A 17,302-nucleotide genomic window follows, 5' to 3' on the forward strand; every position below is an offset into this window, starting at 1 on the left:
TTTGAAGCCTTCCTATCATTCGATATCAATTTCGCATCGTTCCACGCGGAATTCTCCAATAACAAATATTAACCATACTAATTGGCTAAAGAATTTATTGTTGTAGCAACGATGTTTTCTGTTGTGAAACGGCAAATAGAATGGGTTTGTGGTTTTTAGAAAAGAGTGTATTTCAACGATAAGAGACGTAGTAGCGTTACTTTACTCTTTTTTAATTTGTAGCAAACCGTACATCTTTAGTTGTAAAAATTTCTTGGATAATGCTATAAAATCTTAAATTAAAAATAGTGAGAGAACTCAAAAATTATTTACTCTTTTTGGTCTGATTCCTGCTTTTTTGAGATAGAGATTTTACAATTAATCTGTTATAAAAAGATGATTTCAAACCATTTTAAGTAAAAAAATAACAATGTAAAACTCAACTCTAGTACTAGATTTGAGCAAATCTAATTCGCAATAGTTAACTTGATTTTCAAAATAAATTTCATCTGTTATTAAAACAGATGTAACTGAAAAGCATTTTGAAATCTTTTGGTAATTGATTTTAACAGGAACAACTAATTTTAAGAAACATTTGGTTTATTAAGGTAAAATGAAGCTCTCTTAAGAACAGGCGACAATATTCTTGTCTCTGTTTTGTTTTGCACTTAAAACACCTGTAAAAGTCATTAAAAGAAGAATACAGACAGTACATAGTTTATTATAAACTAGTATCAATAGAAAATTATCTATCTTTAAAATCTGTTATATTAATTCTACATATTATCTGAGTCTTTCTGAAAAGACTTACAAAACCAACATGGTTTTAATGCATAGAAGATTTCTAGTGCACAGGTTAATACACCTTATCCTTTAATTAAATTTTAAACAACAACAGTTGATTGAAAAATCAATTAACTATTCATGTTTTAATTGTATTTCACAATTCCGAATATGATGCTTTTATGGTAATTAAAATGAAAAACAAACAGTTAGTTAATAGAAATATAGAAGCCTTTTACACAAGAGCCTCTGAAGAAACCCGACTAGAAAAAGGTATGGGCGTATTTGAATTTGAAAGAATTAAATCTTTAATTGAAAAATACCTTTCTAATACATCGTCAAAAATTATTGATGTTGGTGGCGGTACTGGTAAGTATGCTGAATGGCTTGCAAAAAAAGGTCATTTAGTCCATTTGGTTGAGCCTGTTGCTAAACACCTACATATAGCCGAAAACCGAGCCAAGAAATTAAAAAACAAGTTTAAAGTTCACTTTGGCGAATCTAGAAACCTAGACTTTCCTAACAACTATGCAGACCTTATCATCCTTCATGGACCTCTTTATCATCTTCAAAAAAAAGAAGATAGGCAATTAAGCATTTTAGAGGCGAGACGTGTTGTAAAAGAAGATGGAATCATTTTGGGTTTTGCTATCAATTATACGGCATCAACTCTGGTGGGGCTTTTAAACGGACTCATACACAAAAAGCCATTCTTTGAAATGTGCAAGAATGAATTAACAACAGGAATTCATAATCCGCCAGATCAATTTCCTTGGCTCTTGACCGAGGCATTTTATCACAAACCAGAACAGTTAAAATCAGAGTTTGTAAACCAAGGTTTAGCCTATTTAAGTACCTATGCCATTGAAGGAATATCTTGGCTTGACAAAGACTTCTTTACAAATATGTTAAATGACAATAAAAGAAAAACCTTATTAGAACTATTACAAATAACTGAAAACGACAGCTGCATTTTAGCATTTAGTCCACATATGATGATAGCTGTAAAAAAATAAACGCATGAAAAATAAAGACAGGTATTTTAAAGCACTAGGTGAAAACCAAGGACAATTAAATGAGATTGACTTAGGAGAAAAAATTCAACTAGAAGAAAATGAAACTAGAGAAATAATAGCACAATTATTATCTGAACATAAAATTAAATATGATAATGACAGGGTATGCAAATATCTAGTTGTAAATAAAAAAAGTAGGTGATATTGAAAACAAACATGGACGGATTATTCTTAAAAGCGCTCCTTGAAGTATTTGGAAAAACAAATAGCATTATTCAAATTTCAATATTACAAATGAAATCCGGAAATCTATATTGGTTTCCGGTTTCCTAATGTATAACTTTTGGTATATAACTGCAAAGTAGCTACAAATGTACTTGCCTAATTATAACTACTATTGTCTTGTACTTTTTTTACTGCAAATGAGCTTTCATCAATCCAAACAAGGTTCCAATTCATATTAGGGTCAGTATTGTAGCTTTCAAGCGTTACGATCTGTTCTTGATAGTTAAAACGATAATATCCATTTATTACTCTCCTGTGAAAATCATTCCCACATCGTCTACCAATTTTTCTTCCTGAATTAAAACTTATGCGATATTCACCCGTAGTTAAAAATCGAAGCTCCCAATTGACTTTTAAAGTTCTAACTCTTTTATAAATTGTAAACACAGTGTTGCCTTCTGTCATAGTATGATCAACCGTCCAACGACCAATTAAATAGGATTGTGAGATTTCTTTCTCTTGACCAAAACAAAACTGAGCAAAAAAGAATACAAACAGGAATATTGATTTTCTCATAAATGGGTAAAAACAAGAATCGTTCCAACTTATATTCTTCCACATCTTAAAGAATTTACAGATAGTATTTGGTTAAAACCACAGATAATCAATTGTAAAATCAAGTAACGAAAGAACATTTAAATCACCATGAACATACGAAAGAAAAAATGCTTTTACTCTTCATGCTGATTCAAGTTCAGGTTACCTCTGAAGTAGTATTAGAAAATAAATTAACCGGTACATGGCGGATTGAAAAAGTTCATATCATCCAACCAGGGGTTTGTATTCGAAATTACATCTACCAAATAATTGGAAGCACTTTTACATTACCAATAATCATTTAAGCTATGCAACTTCAAACTATAAATAGTTCTCGTTAGATAATAATGATGAGTTATACTGGGTTTTAGAAAAAGAACATCTAGTTATAAAATCAAAAAACACTAAAGAAATTTATTCATTAAAAATCATATTTAAAAAAGATACATTGACTTTATTGATTTCTAATTTAATTACAATTGTTTTAAAAAAAAGGAATTAGCAGAAATTGACATCAAGCTAAAATTAATACTCAAGTTTTTTTCAAGAAACAAGAATTTAAAAAAGTGTAGTTGAAAAATAGCGGATATCACTTAAAGTAAATTTCTACTAATTAAAATACCAATTTGTATTTTAATTAGTAGATGAATGAAAAATTTTCCCCTGTGCCTATCATTTAAAAATTGATTACTAGATTGAAATAAAAATAACTATTGGTTTATAATTTATTGTTCTATTAATAAGCCTCAACTATTCAAACCACAAAGCCCTTATCATCTAAAATGATAAGGGCTTTGTATAATTCGATTATTCACATATAGTAATGCTACACGAGCAGTTCTTGATTGACTCGCATAATCCACATCTTATCATCATAGGCATCGTTCAGCTTAGAGTAATATGAAATCAAGGCATTGGTCCAAGAATCGTGCTTCTTAAGATACACATATCTATAATTGTTCTTTGGGTTGATAAAGTAGCTTGCATTTAAACCGAATGAATTTAAAAGCGAAACAAACTTCTTGGCATTGCTAGGGTTGGCAAATACGTTAGCTATTAAATAATAACCAGATCCGGCACCCTCAATAACATAAGATTTAGAGTCGGCTTCTCTAGACTCAACGTTATCTCTTACCACCTCATTAGAAGTAAGAACATTGGAGTCGTACTTAGAAGACTTCTCTTTGATCTTATTGACATTACTGGCGTAAGCTTCGTTCGTATATCTATTATCCACGTTCATGATCCACATGGCACCATCATATGCACCGTTCAATTTAGAATCGTGTGCAGCAACAGCATCTTCAAATGTATCATAACGTTGAAGGTAAACATACTTTAAGCCTGTATTTGGATTATCGATATAATCAGCATTAATACCCTTGGCATTTAAATCGTCAATAAAATTATTCATATACTGACCACCTTTGTACACATTGGCTACTACATAGTAACCATCAGTAACATCCGGTAGATCTTTAAATTTTTGACTTTTAACTCTGTCCTGTGCTACTTCCCTAACCGTATTCGTAGTAGGTACAGAAGTATTTCTAGGTCTGTTTGCCACTACAGCGTCATTGGGTTGAACCTGCTCTGTAAAATTATCCCTATCAGTATAATTTGTTTTGGTCTCCGCAACTTCTTGTCTCTCGGTAACCGGGTTTTCTCTTTCGTTAGCTATCACCGCTACCCTATCTTGTTGCGTTATATTGCTTGGTTCATTACCTGATATAACCTGTCCTGAATTACTTGGATTATACTGTTCAGTATTTATAACGGTTGAACTACTAGGGTTGTAGTTAGATGCAACAGCAGTATTACTATTCTCATCTAGGAAAAGTTCTTTGGCCTTATTTTCTAAATCAGGTCTTTCTCCATTAGTTTCATTACGAACCATACGCATGACCATAGCAAAACGTCTTTCTAAATCAGATTGGCGAATAGCCTCCAATGAATCTTGACGAAACATCAGCTCTTCTATAATGGCATCGTTCTCCGCCAACTTCATTTTCAATTCCTCTACTTCTTCATTTGTTGCAATGTTCTCTGGCTCTTCATCATTTTGCACCAGATCATCTTCAAAGTCATCTTCTAACATTACCCTATCCTCGGTAAGATTTGGAGTAAATGAATAAGCAAATGATATCTCATGGGTAACACCAAAATTATCGAAGTTGTTAGATAATCCTTTTTCCATTGTGTAGCCTAGAGAGATTCTTTGGTTAAGATTAAAACCAACACCCGCAGCTGCACCATAAAAACTATCGTAACCACCTTGGATCCATCCTAGCTTTGGAAGATCAAGAATTAAACTACCGCCAAGGGTAACATCTTCTTCACCCACTTTTCTGACTCTTGCCAAAGGCATTAAACGCCCTTGTTCAAATATACCATCCTTGTTTTCAAACTGATGGGTATATTGTAAATGACCTGAATATGTTTTATCCTTAAACTCGGTTACAGATTCGCTGGTCTTTAAGTTATAATCAAAAAGGTTTTCAGCAAACACACCAACATCGAATTTACCATAAGAAAGGTTGAAACCAGGCTGAAATGATAATAGGTTCTGATCTTGCAATCCTGCTAAAAAAGGATCTTCTTCAACCGTAGAGACTCTTCCGTTATCAAATCCACTTTGGTAATAGGAAACATTTGCACCGAAAGTAAAATTACTTTTATCGTTCAACTTAATACCGTATGCATAGTTTGCCAAAACACCAAAGTTGCTTAAGATACCTTCTCTTTGTGAATAAAGGCTAAGACCTAATCCGGTTCTGTCATTTATACGTCCACTATAGCTTAAGAAATAGTTTTGATTGTTATCATCAAATTGTACCGATTGGTTCCGGTGTAACAAGTTGATATAGGATTTGTCTTCCCTAACCGTTGAAAACGTTGGGTTGATTAAGAATCTGTTGTACTTTAAAAGGTTCTGGGAAGGAACGTCATAAGATACGAACGGATTTTCCTCTTGCCCGCTAACCTTCATGATAGCCAACACAAATAACAATAGATATAAAACACTTTTCTTTAGCATGGTGAGCTTAACGTATTACTGTGATCGTACCTTGTTTAAGTACTTCACTGGCATTCCTGATCTTATAGTAGAATACCATGTTTTGTTTGGTGAACGCAGTAGTTGACTGCGGCCAGTTATTTTTATAGTCGAATTCGTTTACAATTTCTTGACCTTGCTCATTGTATATAATTACATTGACATCTGCCTTATTGGAATAAGAGTTTGGTATGATCCATTGATCGTTTATACCATCTCCGTTCACGGTAATTACATTAGGTACCTTGAAGGTATCTAAATAAGAAACTTCTAACTGCCTTACGATCTCGCAATTATCTATTGATGCGATTAGGGTATAGCTACCGGCTTCGGTAATCGTAACGCTATCAGAGCTACTTAGTTCAACAGCATTGGCATCTAACCATCTGTAAGCTGTACCACCACTTGCGGTAACCGTTCTAGTAGTACCTTCAGGTATAACTATTTCCGTACCGGGATCAAGCGTAATCAAGTTTTCATCTAATGGTGTAACCACAATTTCATTAGAGATTAACGAACAACCATCTCTATCAATTGCCAGGCTATATGTACCAGGGGTAGACACCGTTAAAACAGCATCTGTAGTATTCATAGATGCACCGTCTAATTGCCACTCAAAGGTAGCAGAACTCAAGTCGGTAGTTGTGCTTAAAGTAATAGTTTCGCCACCGCTACAGAATACAGTACCTGAACTTGTTATGGCCACTGTTTCATTAGTTAATAATTGTACCGGTAAAATATTTGAATCTACATTGAAACCGCCGACAGTTGCGTTTAGATCATAATCGCCATTTTCAGAATTTGAAGCCAGACTAATACTATTGTTTGTTGCACCACTTATAGCTGCGCCATCTTTACTCCATTCATAGGTAAACCCGTTTAATAAAGCACTGGTAACATCTGTTTTTGTACCATCTGCGGATACAGCGTTAATTAGGTCAACACCCAAAGTTGTACTAGTCGTTTCACAAGAAGTATACGCTTCGGTATAATCTATGGTGATTTCAAATGAGGCAGGAGAAACAACAGTCGTAACATCAGAGTTTTTAGAAGAAACAGAACATGTACCCCCCGTTTGCGTAACCTCTGCATAGTATTCACCATCTTCGGTAATTGTTAAAGTGTTACTTGTTTCACCCGATATCTCTATGTTATTTCTAAACCATTTATAACTCGGTGTAACCGCCGTAGTACTAACAGCCAAAACTTCATTCTGTGTAGGTAATAAAACCATATTGGTTTCATTGTCTACAGTTACCGTATATAAATCTGCATTTGTAATAGTTACTGCGGCAGATCTTTCATTACAGATACCCGTACCTGAAATCTCTACTGCATAATCACCTTCAAAACCTGCGTTCGCTGCATTTACGTTATACGAAGTAGAAGTAGCACCAACAATTTCCACTCCATCCTTAAACCATTGGTAATTCCATGAAGCATCTGTTTGATCTATAGTCAAAGTCTCAATGTCCGTACTACATAAAGAAGTTTTTGAAGGGGCAGTAACTGCAATACCGCTACCAGAACCACCAATTGTTACATCAACTATATTGGAATCTGTATTACCGGAACCCGTACATCTTGGTCCGTAATCAATATATACATTGTACATACCGGATTGCGCAACATTTAAAGTATGACCGATTTCACCTGTTAACTCCGTACCACTTCTAAACCAAATATACTGATAGGTTTCTGGGTTGGCTATATTATCTACTTGTAAGGTAATAGCACCTGTGCTACAAACCGTACCTGGGGGTACCCCATCACCTAATTCGCTAATGTTCAAATTAGAGGTAACATCCATATAGTACATGTTATAAGCATCAGATTCGCTACCCACTTTTACCGGATCCGTACTACGAACTCTCATTTTATAACCTTGCCCTCTAGTATCGGTAGGTATAGCAAAACTGGTATCAAAATCTTTGACATCATTTTTGTCCGTAATGGTCTGTAATGTCTGGGCATTATCAAAGTTGCCACTGGGATCTGATAATTCTAGAATAAATTCGTTATTTGGATTGGCAGTACCTATCCAAGTTATGTTAACGAAATACTCGTTAAATCCACCATTTCCAGCACAAACCGCAGACCACGGGGTACTTCCGGACAAGTTTGGATTGTCTGCTGGTTCAGGAGCATTGATCACTATTGCTTGTGCAGATAATTGAAATGCGCAAAATAGCATGGATAGTGCTGTAAATACGGTAAGTTTGTTCAAGGTTTTCATATGCATTTGTAGTTATGGGGGCCACTACGGTTGAAAAGTTGGTTAATAAGTTTTTTATAATCTCAACATTTCTTAGACAAATATGTTATTAAATACGACGAACAGGAATTTTATGTTGTTAGAAGGAAGATTTCTGTTGTGAAACTCATTTTATGTAAGGTGTGTTTTATTTAAACTAATGATTTAAGGCAATTTTGCTACTTTTGTAGCCTGAAAAATTATGACATGAGCGAGACAACAAAGTCTTTGAATTTTATTGAACAAATTGTTGAAGAGGACTTGGTAAACGGTTATACCAAAGACGAATTACGTTTTCGTTTTCCTCCAGAACCAAACGGGTATCTGCATATTGGACATGCAAGTTCTATTTGCTTAAATTTTGGTTTAGGTCTTAGATATAATGCCCCTGTAAATCTGAGATTTGATGATACCAACCCGGCTAAAGAAGAACAGGAATTTGTAGATGCCATTAAAAAAGATGTAGCGTGGCTGGGCTATAAGTGGGATACCGAACGGTATGCGTCTGATTATTTCCAACAATTGTATGATTGGGCAGTTGAACTGATCAAAAAAGGTAAGGCTTATGTTGACGATCAATCATCTGAAGAAATGGCACTTCAAAAAGGAACGCCGACACAGCCAGGAACAAATAGTCCAAATAGAGATCGGTCTATAGAAGAGAATTTACAACTCTTCGAAAAGATGAAAAACGGTGACTTTGAAGAAGGAACACACGTATTAAGAGCTAAAATTGATATGGGCTCATCTAATATGTTGATGCGAGATCCTATTATGTACCGCATATTGCACAAAGCACACCACAGAACAAATACCGATTGGTGTATTTATCCGATGTATGATTGGACACATGGTGAAAGCGACTATATAGAACAAGTATCCCATTCTTTTTGTACGTTGGAATTTGCGATGCACCGTGAATTATATAATTGGTTTTTAGATCAAGTATATGATGAAAACAAAATAAGGCCTAAACAACGAGAATTTGCTAGAAGGAACCTAAGCCATACCGTAGTCAGTAAAAGAAAACTGGCTCAACTAGTTGAAAAAGGCGTCGTGAAATCTTGGGACGATCCTAGAATGCCTACAATTTCCGGTTTAAGAAGAAGAGGGTACACTCCAGAAGCTATCCGCAATTTTACAGACGCCATCGGTATTGCCAAAAGAGATAATTTAATTGATGTTTCTTTATTGGAATTTCAAGTCCGTGACCATTTAAATAAAGTAGCTCCAAGAGTTATGGGTGTTTTAGACCCTTTGAAAGTAGTCATTACTAATTATCCTGAGGGCGAAGTAGAGTGGTTAGATGCGGAGAATAATCCTGAAGATGAAAGTGCAGGTTCTAGAAAAGTTCCTTTTTCAAGAGAATTTTATATTGAAAAAGAAGACTTTAGAGAAGAAGCAAACAAAAAATTCTTTAGGCTAAAACTAGGAAAAGAAGTTCGTTTAAAAAACGCATACATTATAAAGGCTGAATCATGCACAAAAGATACTGATGGGAATATTATAGAAGTACAATGTACCTATGATCCTAAAAGTAAAAGTGGTAGTGGTACTGAGGAAAGCTTACGTAAGGTAAAAGGTACATTACATTGGGTATCCATAAAACATGCCGTACAGGCAGAGGTTCGTTTATACGATCGTTTGTTTACAGATGAAAGTCCGGATACACATAAGGATAAAGATTTTATGGAATTTGTAAATCCTGATTCTTTGAAAATAATTACAGCTTATGTGGAACCGCATTTAAAAGAGGCAAAAATTGGCGACCGTGTACAATTTCAAAGAATGGGCTATTTTTGTGTTGATCCAGATACCACTGCCGGTAAATTGGTTTTTAACAGAACAGTAGGTTTAAGAGATTCTTGGGCTAAAATAGCTCAAAAATAAAATCATAATTTTTTTCAATAGCATAAAAAATATCAATTGGTATTTTTTATGCTTTTTTATTGTTTTAAGACAACCTCAATGCTATTAAATAATCAGCCATACAAATCTGTAGGTTGATGATAAAAATGCTTTTAAAGCACCTTATATTACGTTTCAGTATTGCTTCGAACTTTAATTATCTAAAGTGCACTTACCATTTATATTAAAGTATAAGTATCTGCATATATTACCTTTCTTTTCTTGATCACATTGTTTTTAGAGAATTACCTTTCATCGATCCATTAGGTAAAATGCCTTTTTTTCGTATGGAATGTTATTTCAACTCGTCTTAGTTAAAGTAACAACACATGCTATGAAAAAAATTGCAACCATCTTACTACTTTTTATAGGTGCTACACTTTTTGCACAAGAAGTTAAAATAGACGCTTTAGAATTCTCCGGCTTAAAAAGAACAAAAGAGTCTTTCTTAAGAAGATTGATTAAAACGAAAGAACAAACTATATATGATGTCTCCTTAGTAAATGCAGATGTTGAAAGATTAAAAAGATTACCGGGTATTGCCAATGCTACCTACGCCATTGAAAATAGAGCCAATAAAAATATTCTTATATATAATGTTGTAGAAAACTTTACTATTATACCAGGTTTAAGGATAGCTACCGCAAACGACGGTAGTTTTTCATATAGAGTATCTGTATTTGAATTTAATCTGTTTGGAAATAATCAATTATTAGGTGGGTTTTATGAGAAGAATATTTTCAACTCCTATGGTGCATTTTGGGAACATCCATTTTTATTTAGTGATAAATTGGGGATTGGTATCAATTACCAGGATTTAACTACACAAGAACCGGTTTTTTATGACCAAGGTGACAAAAACTATCGTTTTAATTCTAAAAATGCAGAAGCTAAGCTATTATTTTCTTTTAATTTTAAGAACGAAGCAGAATTAGGCGCCGCTTTTGTTCAAGAATCCTATTTATTTGAAGGTGAAAATCCGTTGCCGGATACACCGCTTTCATTAGAAGCAAACAAATTTATCTATAAAGGTGTTTACCGTTATGTAGATCTAGATATTGATTATCAATATTTTGATGGTGTTGTTAGTGAATTTACAGCACAACATATTCAATTTTTAAATGGAGATGCTCCTGCAGAAACATTTCTAAATTCGTTCTCATCATTTAGAAATGATTTTACGTATTACAAAAAGATCCAAGATAAAGGCAACTGGGCCAGCAGATTGCGTTTGGCAGCGGCATTCGGCAACGATGATTCTCCGTTCGCGCCCTTTACATTAGACAATCAATTAAACATAAGGGGAGTAGGTACCACTGTGGATCGCGGTACGGCGTCAGTTGTATTGAATACAGAATACAGGCATACTTTATATGAAAAAGGCTGGTTTGTTGTTCAGGGAAATGCTTTTATTGATGCTGGATCATGGAGAAATCCCGGTGAAGAGTTCTCGCAATTATTTGATGGTTCTTCCACCAAACTATATCCGGGTGTTGGTTTTAGGTTTATCCACAAAAAAATATTCAATGCGGTATTTAGATTGGATTATGGCGTAGGAATTGGTAATGATGCTACCAATGGGATAGTTTTTGGCATAGGGCAATATTTCTAGGTAAACCTAACAGAAAAAAGCCGCTACAATTTTAACTGTAGCGGCCCTGATATTATGTAATTGATAATTTAGGAATTATCCGAATTACCTCTTTTTTTATTCACGATCCCCTTTTTGGCATTCTGCTCTTTCATTGCTTCACCAATTTGGTTAGAAGCCGTAAATGATGCAATCATATTGTTCAACATATCACTTCCGGCTTGTGGTGAATTTGGTAACAAGATAAGGTTGGAATTCGTTTCTTCACCTATAGACTGTAACGTATCATAGTGTTGGGTAACAACAATAAGCGCTGAAGCTTCTTGAGAGTTGATGCCTACATTATTCAAGACATCTACAGACTCTTCCAGTCCTCTGGCAATTTCTCTACGTTGATCGGCAATACCTTGCCCTTGTAAACGCTTGCTTTCTGCCTCTGCCTTAGCTTTTTCCACAATTAAAATACGAGCGGCATCACCTTCAAATTGTGCAGCGGTTTTTTGACGTTCAGAAGCATTAATACGGTTCATGGCTTCTTTTACCTGTGCATCTGGGTCAATATCCGTAACCAGGGTCTTAATAATATCAAAACCATAATCCAACATTGCATCCTGTAACTCTGATTTTACGGCAATTGCAATATCATCTTTCTTTACAAAAACATCATCCAATTTCATTTTTGGAACCTCTGCCCTAACCACATCAAATACATAAGAAGTAATCTGCTCATGCGGATATTCTAACTTGTAATAAGCATCATATACTTTCTCCTTGATAACCACATATTGTACAGATACTTTCAATTTTACAAATACATCATCTAAGGTTTTGGTTTCTATAATAACATCTAACTGCTGAATTTTTAAACCTATTCTGGCGGCTATACGTTGTACAAAGGGAATTTTAAACTGAATACCAGATTGCCTAACACTAGTAAATTTCCCAAAGGTTTCTATTAAAACAGCGGTTTGTTGTTTTACGATAAATACACCCGATAGAATAGTGAAAATCACTAAAAACGCAATCGGAATCCAAATAAATGAGCCCATATTTTTTTATTTTATAGTTAATAATGGAAGATACTAAAAGCCTTCAAACTATAAGTAGCATAAGTTGCACATTTGTTACAGAATCATGGTTTTAAAAACATAAATTGTAATATTACTTTGAGAAAAGTAAAACTTTTTCAATTTACTAGACAGATTAAATACCGCTCTTAACACCTTATTGCAGAAAATTAATATTACTTAAAAACTAGCTATATGTTACTATCTATACAGCCTAAACTACCAATGCGAAATAAAACCGTTACTAAAAATTACTATATAGATGTTCTAGGTTTTAAAGAAGTGGGAGATAAGGATTACAACGAATATCTAATGGTAGAAAAAGACCATATTGAAATCCATTTTTTTCTGTTTGAAACTATTAATCCGAAAGAAAACTATGGGCAGGTTTACATACGTACCCAAGATATTGAAAATATATACCAATCGTTCTTAAAAAACAACGTTGCTATACATCCCAACGGTAAATTAGCCGAAAAACCTTGGAAACAAAAGGAATTCTCCCTTTTAGACCCCGATAATAATCTACTAACATTTGGGCAATCTTTACATAAAATTTAGAGTATATAAAAATAAAAAGGCCGCTTTAAAGAGCGGCCTTTTTCCATATATTTTAAACAATCAACTAAAGATCAAAACGATCTAAGTTCATTACTTTGGTCCAAGTTCTACCAAAGTCACGCACAAATTTTTCTTTAGCATCTTCAGTACCATAAACTTCTGCTAAGGCCCGAAGCTCAGAATTAGATCCAAATATTAAATCTGCTCTAGTACCTGTCCATTTTACGTTGCCTGTTTTACGATCACTACCTTCAAAAACAGTATCATCATCAGAAGATGCCTTCCATGTAATACCCATATCTAGCAAATTGATAAAGAAATCATTGGTCAATAAACCAGGTTTATCAGTAAAAACACCATTATTAGAACTGTCATAATTAGCACCTAATACACGAAGCCCTCCTATTAAAACTGTCATCTCTGGAGCAGTAAGCGTTAAAAGGTTAGCTCTATCTATCAGTAATTCTTCAGCTTGAACGGATAATTTTTGCTTCGTATAATTTCTAAATCCGTCCGCAATAGGTTCTAAAGCATCAAAAGACTCAATTTCCGTATCCTCTTGTGTAGCGTCCGTTCTACCTGCGTTGAAAGCAACCTTAGTTTCAAAACCTGCCAATTTAGCCGCATTTTCTACGGCCGCTGTACCTGCCAACACTACCAAATCTGCAAAAGACACTTTTTTGTTACCGGATTGCCCGTCATTAAACTCTTTTTGAATTCTTTCTAACGTAGAAGTTACCTTTGCCAATTGCTTAGGGTTGTTTACTTCCCAACCTTTTTGCGGAGCCAAACGAACACGGCCACCATTAGCTCCGCCACGTTTATCTGATCCTCTAAAGGTAGAAGCAGATGCCCAAGCCGTTGAAACCAATTCTGCAGTTGAAAGTCCCGAAGACAAAATTGTATTTTTTAGACTTTCAATATCTTGATCATCAATAAGTTCAAAGTCAACAGCAGGAACAGGGTCTTGCCAAATTAATTGTTCACTTGGTACTTCAGGTCCTAAATAACGTTCTTTAGGTCCCATGTCCCTATGTGTTAATTTATACCAAGCTTTAGCATAGGCATCTTTAAATTCATCAGGGTTTTCTAAAAAGTTTCTTGAAATTTTTTCGTAATCCGGATCTAAGCGCAAAGACATATCAGTAACCAACATAAAAGGTTGATGGGTTTTTCCCGGTATATGCGCATCGGGCATTTCACCTGCACCGGCATCTCCAACAGGCTTATATTGCCATGCACCGGCGGGGCTCTTTGTTAATTCCCATTCAAAACCAAATAAGTTTTCAAAGAAGTAGTGGCTCCACTTTGTAGGTGTTTGTGACCATGCACCTTCTATACCACTGGTAATTGTATCTGCACCAGAACCTGAACCATAACTATTGCTCCAACCCAAACCTTGAGCGGTAATATCGGCTGCTGCAGGCTCTGAGCCTACATATTTCTCCGGGTCTGCAGCGCCATGGGTTTTACCAAATGTATGACCACCCGCGATCAAAGCTACGGTTTCATAGTCGTTCATTGCCATTCTTTTGAACGTTTGCCTAATGTAGTGGGCAGCCTCTAACGGATCAGGATTGGCATTATGCCCTTCAGGATTAACATATATTAACCCCATATGTGCGGCACCAAGCGGATTTTCCAATTCATTACCTTCTTCATCATATCGTTGTTTGTTACCTAACCATTCGGTTTCAGAACCCCAATAAATATCCTCTTCCGGCTGCCAAATATCTTCACGCCCACCTGCAAAACCGTACATAGGCAATCCCATACTCTCATGGGCAACATTACCTGTAAGAATCATTAAATCTGCCCAAGAAATTTTCTTTCCATATTTTTGTTTTATAGGCCATAACAATAAACGGGCCTTGTCTAAATTGGCATTATCCGGCCAGCTGTTCAATGGTGCAAAACGTTGATTACCTGAACTTGCACCACCTCTACCATCAGATATACGGTAGGTACCCGCACTATGCCAAGCCATACGGATGAAAAACGGACCATAATGACCATAATCTGCAGGCCACCAATCTTGACTAGTTGTCATTAATTCCGTTAAGTCTTTTTTTATAGCGGCAAGATCAAGCGATTTAAACTCTTCTGCATAGTTAAAGTCGTCATCCATTGGATCTGCCATTTTAGAATGTAATCTTAGAATATTAAGATTCAACATATTAGGCCACCAGTCCTTATTCGTTGTTCCACCACCAGCTGCTTGATGCATTTCACCGTTTAAAAATGGACAATTTGCTGCAGCTGGATCATTTACGTCCCAGGCTTCACCATTACCGTTAGTACTACTCATGATATTATGTTTTAAAGTTTGTTTAAATTCAGTACAGTAAAACTATCAACACTTTTTCTATTGTTTTATAGTTTTTAATAGATAAAACCTATTGCGATATTAAGAAATAGCAAATGTGGATCGGTAAAAATATCTATAGACCTAAATATACATAATATTAAAACTTCATGATAATTAAGAATTCTTAAAATAAACGTTACGATTATTATAATTTAAACCGAATAAAATTTGTTTTGGCCATAATTCATCAACCATTGCGAAGTATAAAAACACTTAGTTTCTTTTAACAGAATTACCCTGATAATAAAAAGCAAATCTAACTATATTGCAGAGCTATAGGTTTATTATATGACTAAGGGCACTGCAAGAAAAAGACAAGCTAAACTGCTTCGTAATTTTAGAAAAGTACATAGAATCACGGGTGCAGCACTTTTTATTTTCTTTTTCGTTATCTCTATTACAGGATTACTTTTAGGGTGGAAAAAACATAGTGGAGATCTTATATTATCTAAATCCTACGCAGGAGTATCCACCAATTTAAAACACTGGTTGCCAATAGACAGTTTACACACTATAGCAAACACCTATTTGTTAGATTCTATTTCTTCCGAGCTTTCTACCGAAATTGACCGTATTGATATTAGGAAGAACAAAGGAATGGTAAAGTTTGTTTACACTGACCACATATGGAGCCTTCAAATAGATGGTACTACAGGAAAGGTATTACATGTAGAACGAAGATATTCAGATGTAATAGAAAAAATACATGACGGTTCAATTTTAGATGAATTACTAGGTACATCCAACAAACAAATTAAAGTATTCTACACCTCTGTTATGGGTCTTGCACTATTAGTTTTTACCATTACGGGATTTTGGTTATGGTATGGACCCAAACGTATGAAAAGAAATAAAGTATCTACTTAAAAATTAGGTTTAGCTTTGATCTCTGAACAATTCATATAATTATGGCCGATCAAAGAGAAAAAAAGACCGCTGAAAAACCTAACATACATCCAAGAAATAAACATACCGGTCGTTACGATCTAAAGCGTTTAAAGCAAGAGCATATAGCATTAAAACCGTTTGTTTTTAAAAATAAATACGGAAATTTAACCATTGATTTTTTTGACCCAAAAGCCGTGAAAGCTTTAAATAAAGCTATTTTACTGTGTGACTATAACTTGGAATATTGGAATATACCAGATGGTTTTTTGTGTCCGCCAATTCCTGGAAGAGCAGATTATATTCATCATATTGCAGATATATTAGCAAAAAATAATGAAGGTAAATTTGTAAAAGGGGATAAAATTACTTGTTTGGATATTGGAGTAGGAGCCAATTGTGTTTATCCTATAATTGGAGAACATTCTTATGGTTGGTCTTTTATTGGATCTGACATTGACAAAAAAGCCATTGAAGTGGCCGAAAATATTGTTAAGATGAATTCTAATCTAAACGGTAAGGTGAAATTTAGACATCAACCAAAACCTGAGCATATTTTTTCTGGTATTTTAAACACCAATGAGAAAGTAGATTTTACTATTTGTAACCCACCTTTTCATGCAACAAAAGCCGAGGCAGAGGCAGGAACACTTCGTAAACTCAGTAATCTAAAGAAAAAAAGGGTAAAAAAAGCCGAATTGAACTTTAGTGGGCAAGGAGGTGAGCTGTGGACCGATGGTGGAGAAAAGCGTTTTGTGCTGAATATGATAAATGAGAGTGCACAATTTTCACAAAATTCCGCTTGGTTTTCTACGTTGGTATCCAAACAGTCTAATTTAGGCGTATTTTATGATAGATTGGAAAAAGTTGGTGTTACCCAACACATAACTATACCAATGGGTCAAGGAAATAAAATGAGCAGAATAATAGCCTGGACATTTCTATCTGCCCCGGAAATGAAAACTTGGGCAAATGAGAGATGGGTAAACGAATAAAAATCCGAGAAACACTTT

At 34.8% G+C, this 17,302-nt stretch carries 12 protein-coding genes; 7 read left to right on the plus strand and 5 right to left on the minus strand.

The features are described from left to right. The first annotated feature begins 956 nt into the window (after positions 1-956). Both PXC01_RS01295 and PXC01_RS01300 read left to right on the plus strand, forming a co-directional pair. Positions 957-1,778 (plus strand): class I SAM-dependent methyltransferase, encoded by an 822-nt coding sequence (locus PXC01_RS01295; protein ID WP_276470566.1) that lies wholly within the window; start codon positions 957-959, stop codon positions 1,776-1,778. Positions 1,779-1,782: 4 nt separating this feature from the next. Continuing rightward, positions 1,783-1,980, plus strand: coding sequence for a hypothetical protein (locus PXC01_RS01300; protein ID WP_276470567.1), 198 nt, complete (start codon positions 1,783-1,785; stop codon positions 1,978-1,980). Between the two features lie 179 nt (positions 1,981-2,159). Here the strand turns inward: PXC01_RS01300 and PXC01_RS01305 are convergent, their stop codons facing one another. The 3 genes from PXC01_RS01305 to PXC01_RS01315 form a co-directional block, all read right to left on the minus strand. Then, positions 2,160-2,624: a hypothetical protein gene (locus PXC01_RS01305; RefSeq protein ID WP_276470568.1), complete on the minus strand. Its 465-nt coding sequence runs from the start codon at positions 2,622-2,624 to the stop codon at positions 2,160-2,162. A gap of 802 nt (positions 2,625-3,426) precedes the next feature. Then, entirely contained in the window at positions 3,427-5,637 is a 2,211-nt protein-coding gene (locus tag PXC01_RS01310; protein WP_276470569.1) for a PorP/SprF family type IX secretion system membrane protein, read from the minus strand. Positions 5,638-5,644: 7 nt separating this feature from the next. Then, a complete protein-coding gene (locus tag PXC01_RS01315; RefSeq protein WP_276470570.1) occupies positions 5,645-7,891 on the minus strand; it encodes a T9SS type B sorting domain-containing protein in 2,247 nt (748 codons plus the stop codon). 225 nt (positions 7,892-8,116) lie between these two features. Between PXC01_RS01315 and PXC01_RS01320 the strand changes: the two genes are divergently transcribed. Both PXC01_RS01320 and PXC01_RS01325 read left to right on the plus strand, forming a co-directional pair. Further along, on the plus strand, positions 8,117-9,799 hold the full coding sequence (locus PXC01_RS01320) for a glutamine--tRNA ligase/YqeY domain fusion protein (RefSeq protein WP_276470571.1): 1,683 nt from the start codon (positions 8,117-8,119) through the stop codon (positions 9,797-9,799). 352 nt (positions 9,800-10,151) lie between these two features. Further along, positions 10,152-11,429 carry a POTRA domain-containing protein gene (locus PXC01_RS01325; protein ID WP_276470572.1) on the plus strand — a complete coding sequence of 426 codons (1,278 nt, stop codon included), beginning with the start codon at positions 10,152-10,154 and terminating at the stop codon, positions 11,427-11,429. Between the two features lie 68 nt (positions 11,430-11,497). On the opposite strand, the gene PXC01_RS01330 is transcribed toward PXC01_RS01325, so the two are convergent. Then, positions 11,498-12,457, minus strand: a complete 960-nt coding sequence (locus PXC01_RS01330) for an SPFH domain-containing protein (protein WP_276470573.1) — start codon at positions 12,455-12,457, stop codon at positions 11,498-11,500. Between the two features lie 213 nt (positions 12,458-12,670). Here PXC01_RS01330 and PXC01_RS01335 point away from each other — a divergent pair, with 213 nt between their 5' ends. Further along, on the plus strand, positions 12,671-13,036 hold the full coding sequence (locus PXC01_RS01335; protein WP_276470574.1) for a bleomycin resistance protein: 366 nt from the start codon (positions 12,671-12,673) through the stop codon (positions 13,034-13,036). 64 nt (positions 13,037-13,100) lie between these two features. On the opposite strand, the gene katG is transcribed toward PXC01_RS01335, so the two are convergent. Beyond that, positions 13,101-15,344: a catalase/peroxidase HPI gene (gene katG, locus PXC01_RS01340; protein ID WP_276470575.1), complete on the minus strand. Its 2,244-nt coding sequence runs from the start codon at positions 15,342-15,344 to the stop codon at positions 13,101-13,103. Between the two features lie 348 nt (positions 15,345-15,692). On the opposite strand from katG, the gene PXC01_RS01345 reads away from it, so the two are divergent. Beyond that, on the plus strand, positions 15,693-16,271 hold the full coding sequence (locus PXC01_RS01345) for a PepSY-associated TM helix domain-containing protein (protein ID WP_276470576.1): 579 nt from the start codon (positions 15,693-15,695) through the stop codon (positions 16,269-16,271). A 41-nt stretch (positions 16,272-16,312) separates the two neighbouring features. Continuing rightward, on the plus strand, positions 16,313-17,284 hold the full coding sequence (gene rlmF / locus PXC01_RS01350; RefSeq protein ID WP_276470577.1) for a 23S rRNA (adenine(1618)-N(6))-methyltransferase RlmF: 972 nt from the start codon (positions 16,313-16,315) through the stop codon (positions 17,282-17,284). Positions 17,285-17,302 lie beyond the last annotated feature (18 nt).

This window comes from Maribacter huludaoensis (assembly GCF_029350945.1).
Classification (GTDB): domain Bacteria; phylum Bacteroidota; class Bacteroidia; order Flavobacteriales; family Flavobacteriaceae; genus Maribacter; species Maribacter huludaoensis.

Excerpts from the sequence above, each read along its gene's own strand:
- PXC01_RS01295 (WP_276470566.1), top strand. The coding sequence starts at position 957 with ATGAAAAACAAACAGTTAGTTAATAGAAATATAGAAGCCTTTTACACA.
- PXC01_RS01300 (WP_276470567.1), top strand. The coding sequence starts at position 1,783 with ATGAAAAATAAAGACAGGTATTTTAAAGCACTAGGTGAAAACCAAGGA.
- PXC01_RS01305 (WP_276470568.1), bottom strand. The coding sequence starts at position 2,624 with ATGTGGAAGAATATAAGTTGGAACGATTCTTGTTTTTACCCATTTATG.
- PXC01_RS01310 (WP_276470569.1), bottom strand. The coding sequence starts at position 5,637 with ATGCTAAAGAAAAGTGTTTTATATCTATTGTTATTTGTGTTGGCTATC.
- PXC01_RS01315 (WP_276470570.1), bottom strand. The coding sequence starts at position 7,891 with ATGAAAACCTTGAACAAACTTACCGTATTTACAGCACTATCCATGCTA.
- PXC01_RS01320 (WP_276470571.1), top strand. The coding sequence starts at position 8,117 with ATGAGCGAGACAACAAAGTCTTTGAATTTTATTGAACAAATTGTTGAA.
- PXC01_RS01325 (WP_276470572.1), top strand. The coding sequence starts at position 10,152 with ATGAAAAAAATTGCAACCATCTTACTACTTTTTATAGGTGCTACACTT.
- PXC01_RS01330 (WP_276470573.1), bottom strand. The coding sequence starts at position 12,457 with ATGGGCTCATTTATTTGGATTCCGATTGCGTTTTTAGTGATTTTCACT.
- PXC01_RS01335 (WP_276470574.1), top strand. The coding sequence starts at position 12,671 with ATGTTACTATCTATACAGCCTAAACTACCAATGCGAAATAAAACCGTT.
- katG (WP_276470575.1), bottom strand. The coding sequence starts at position 15,344 with ATGAGTAGTACTAACGGTAATGGTGAAGCCTGGGACGTAAATGATCCA.
- PXC01_RS01345 (WP_276470576.1), top strand. The coding sequence starts at position 15,693 with ATGACTAAGGGCACTGCAAGAAAAAGACAAGCTAAACTGCTTCGTAAT.
- rlmF (WP_276470577.1), top strand. The coding sequence starts at position 16,313 with ATGGCCGATCAAAGAGAAAAAAAGACCGCTGAAAAACCTAACATACAT.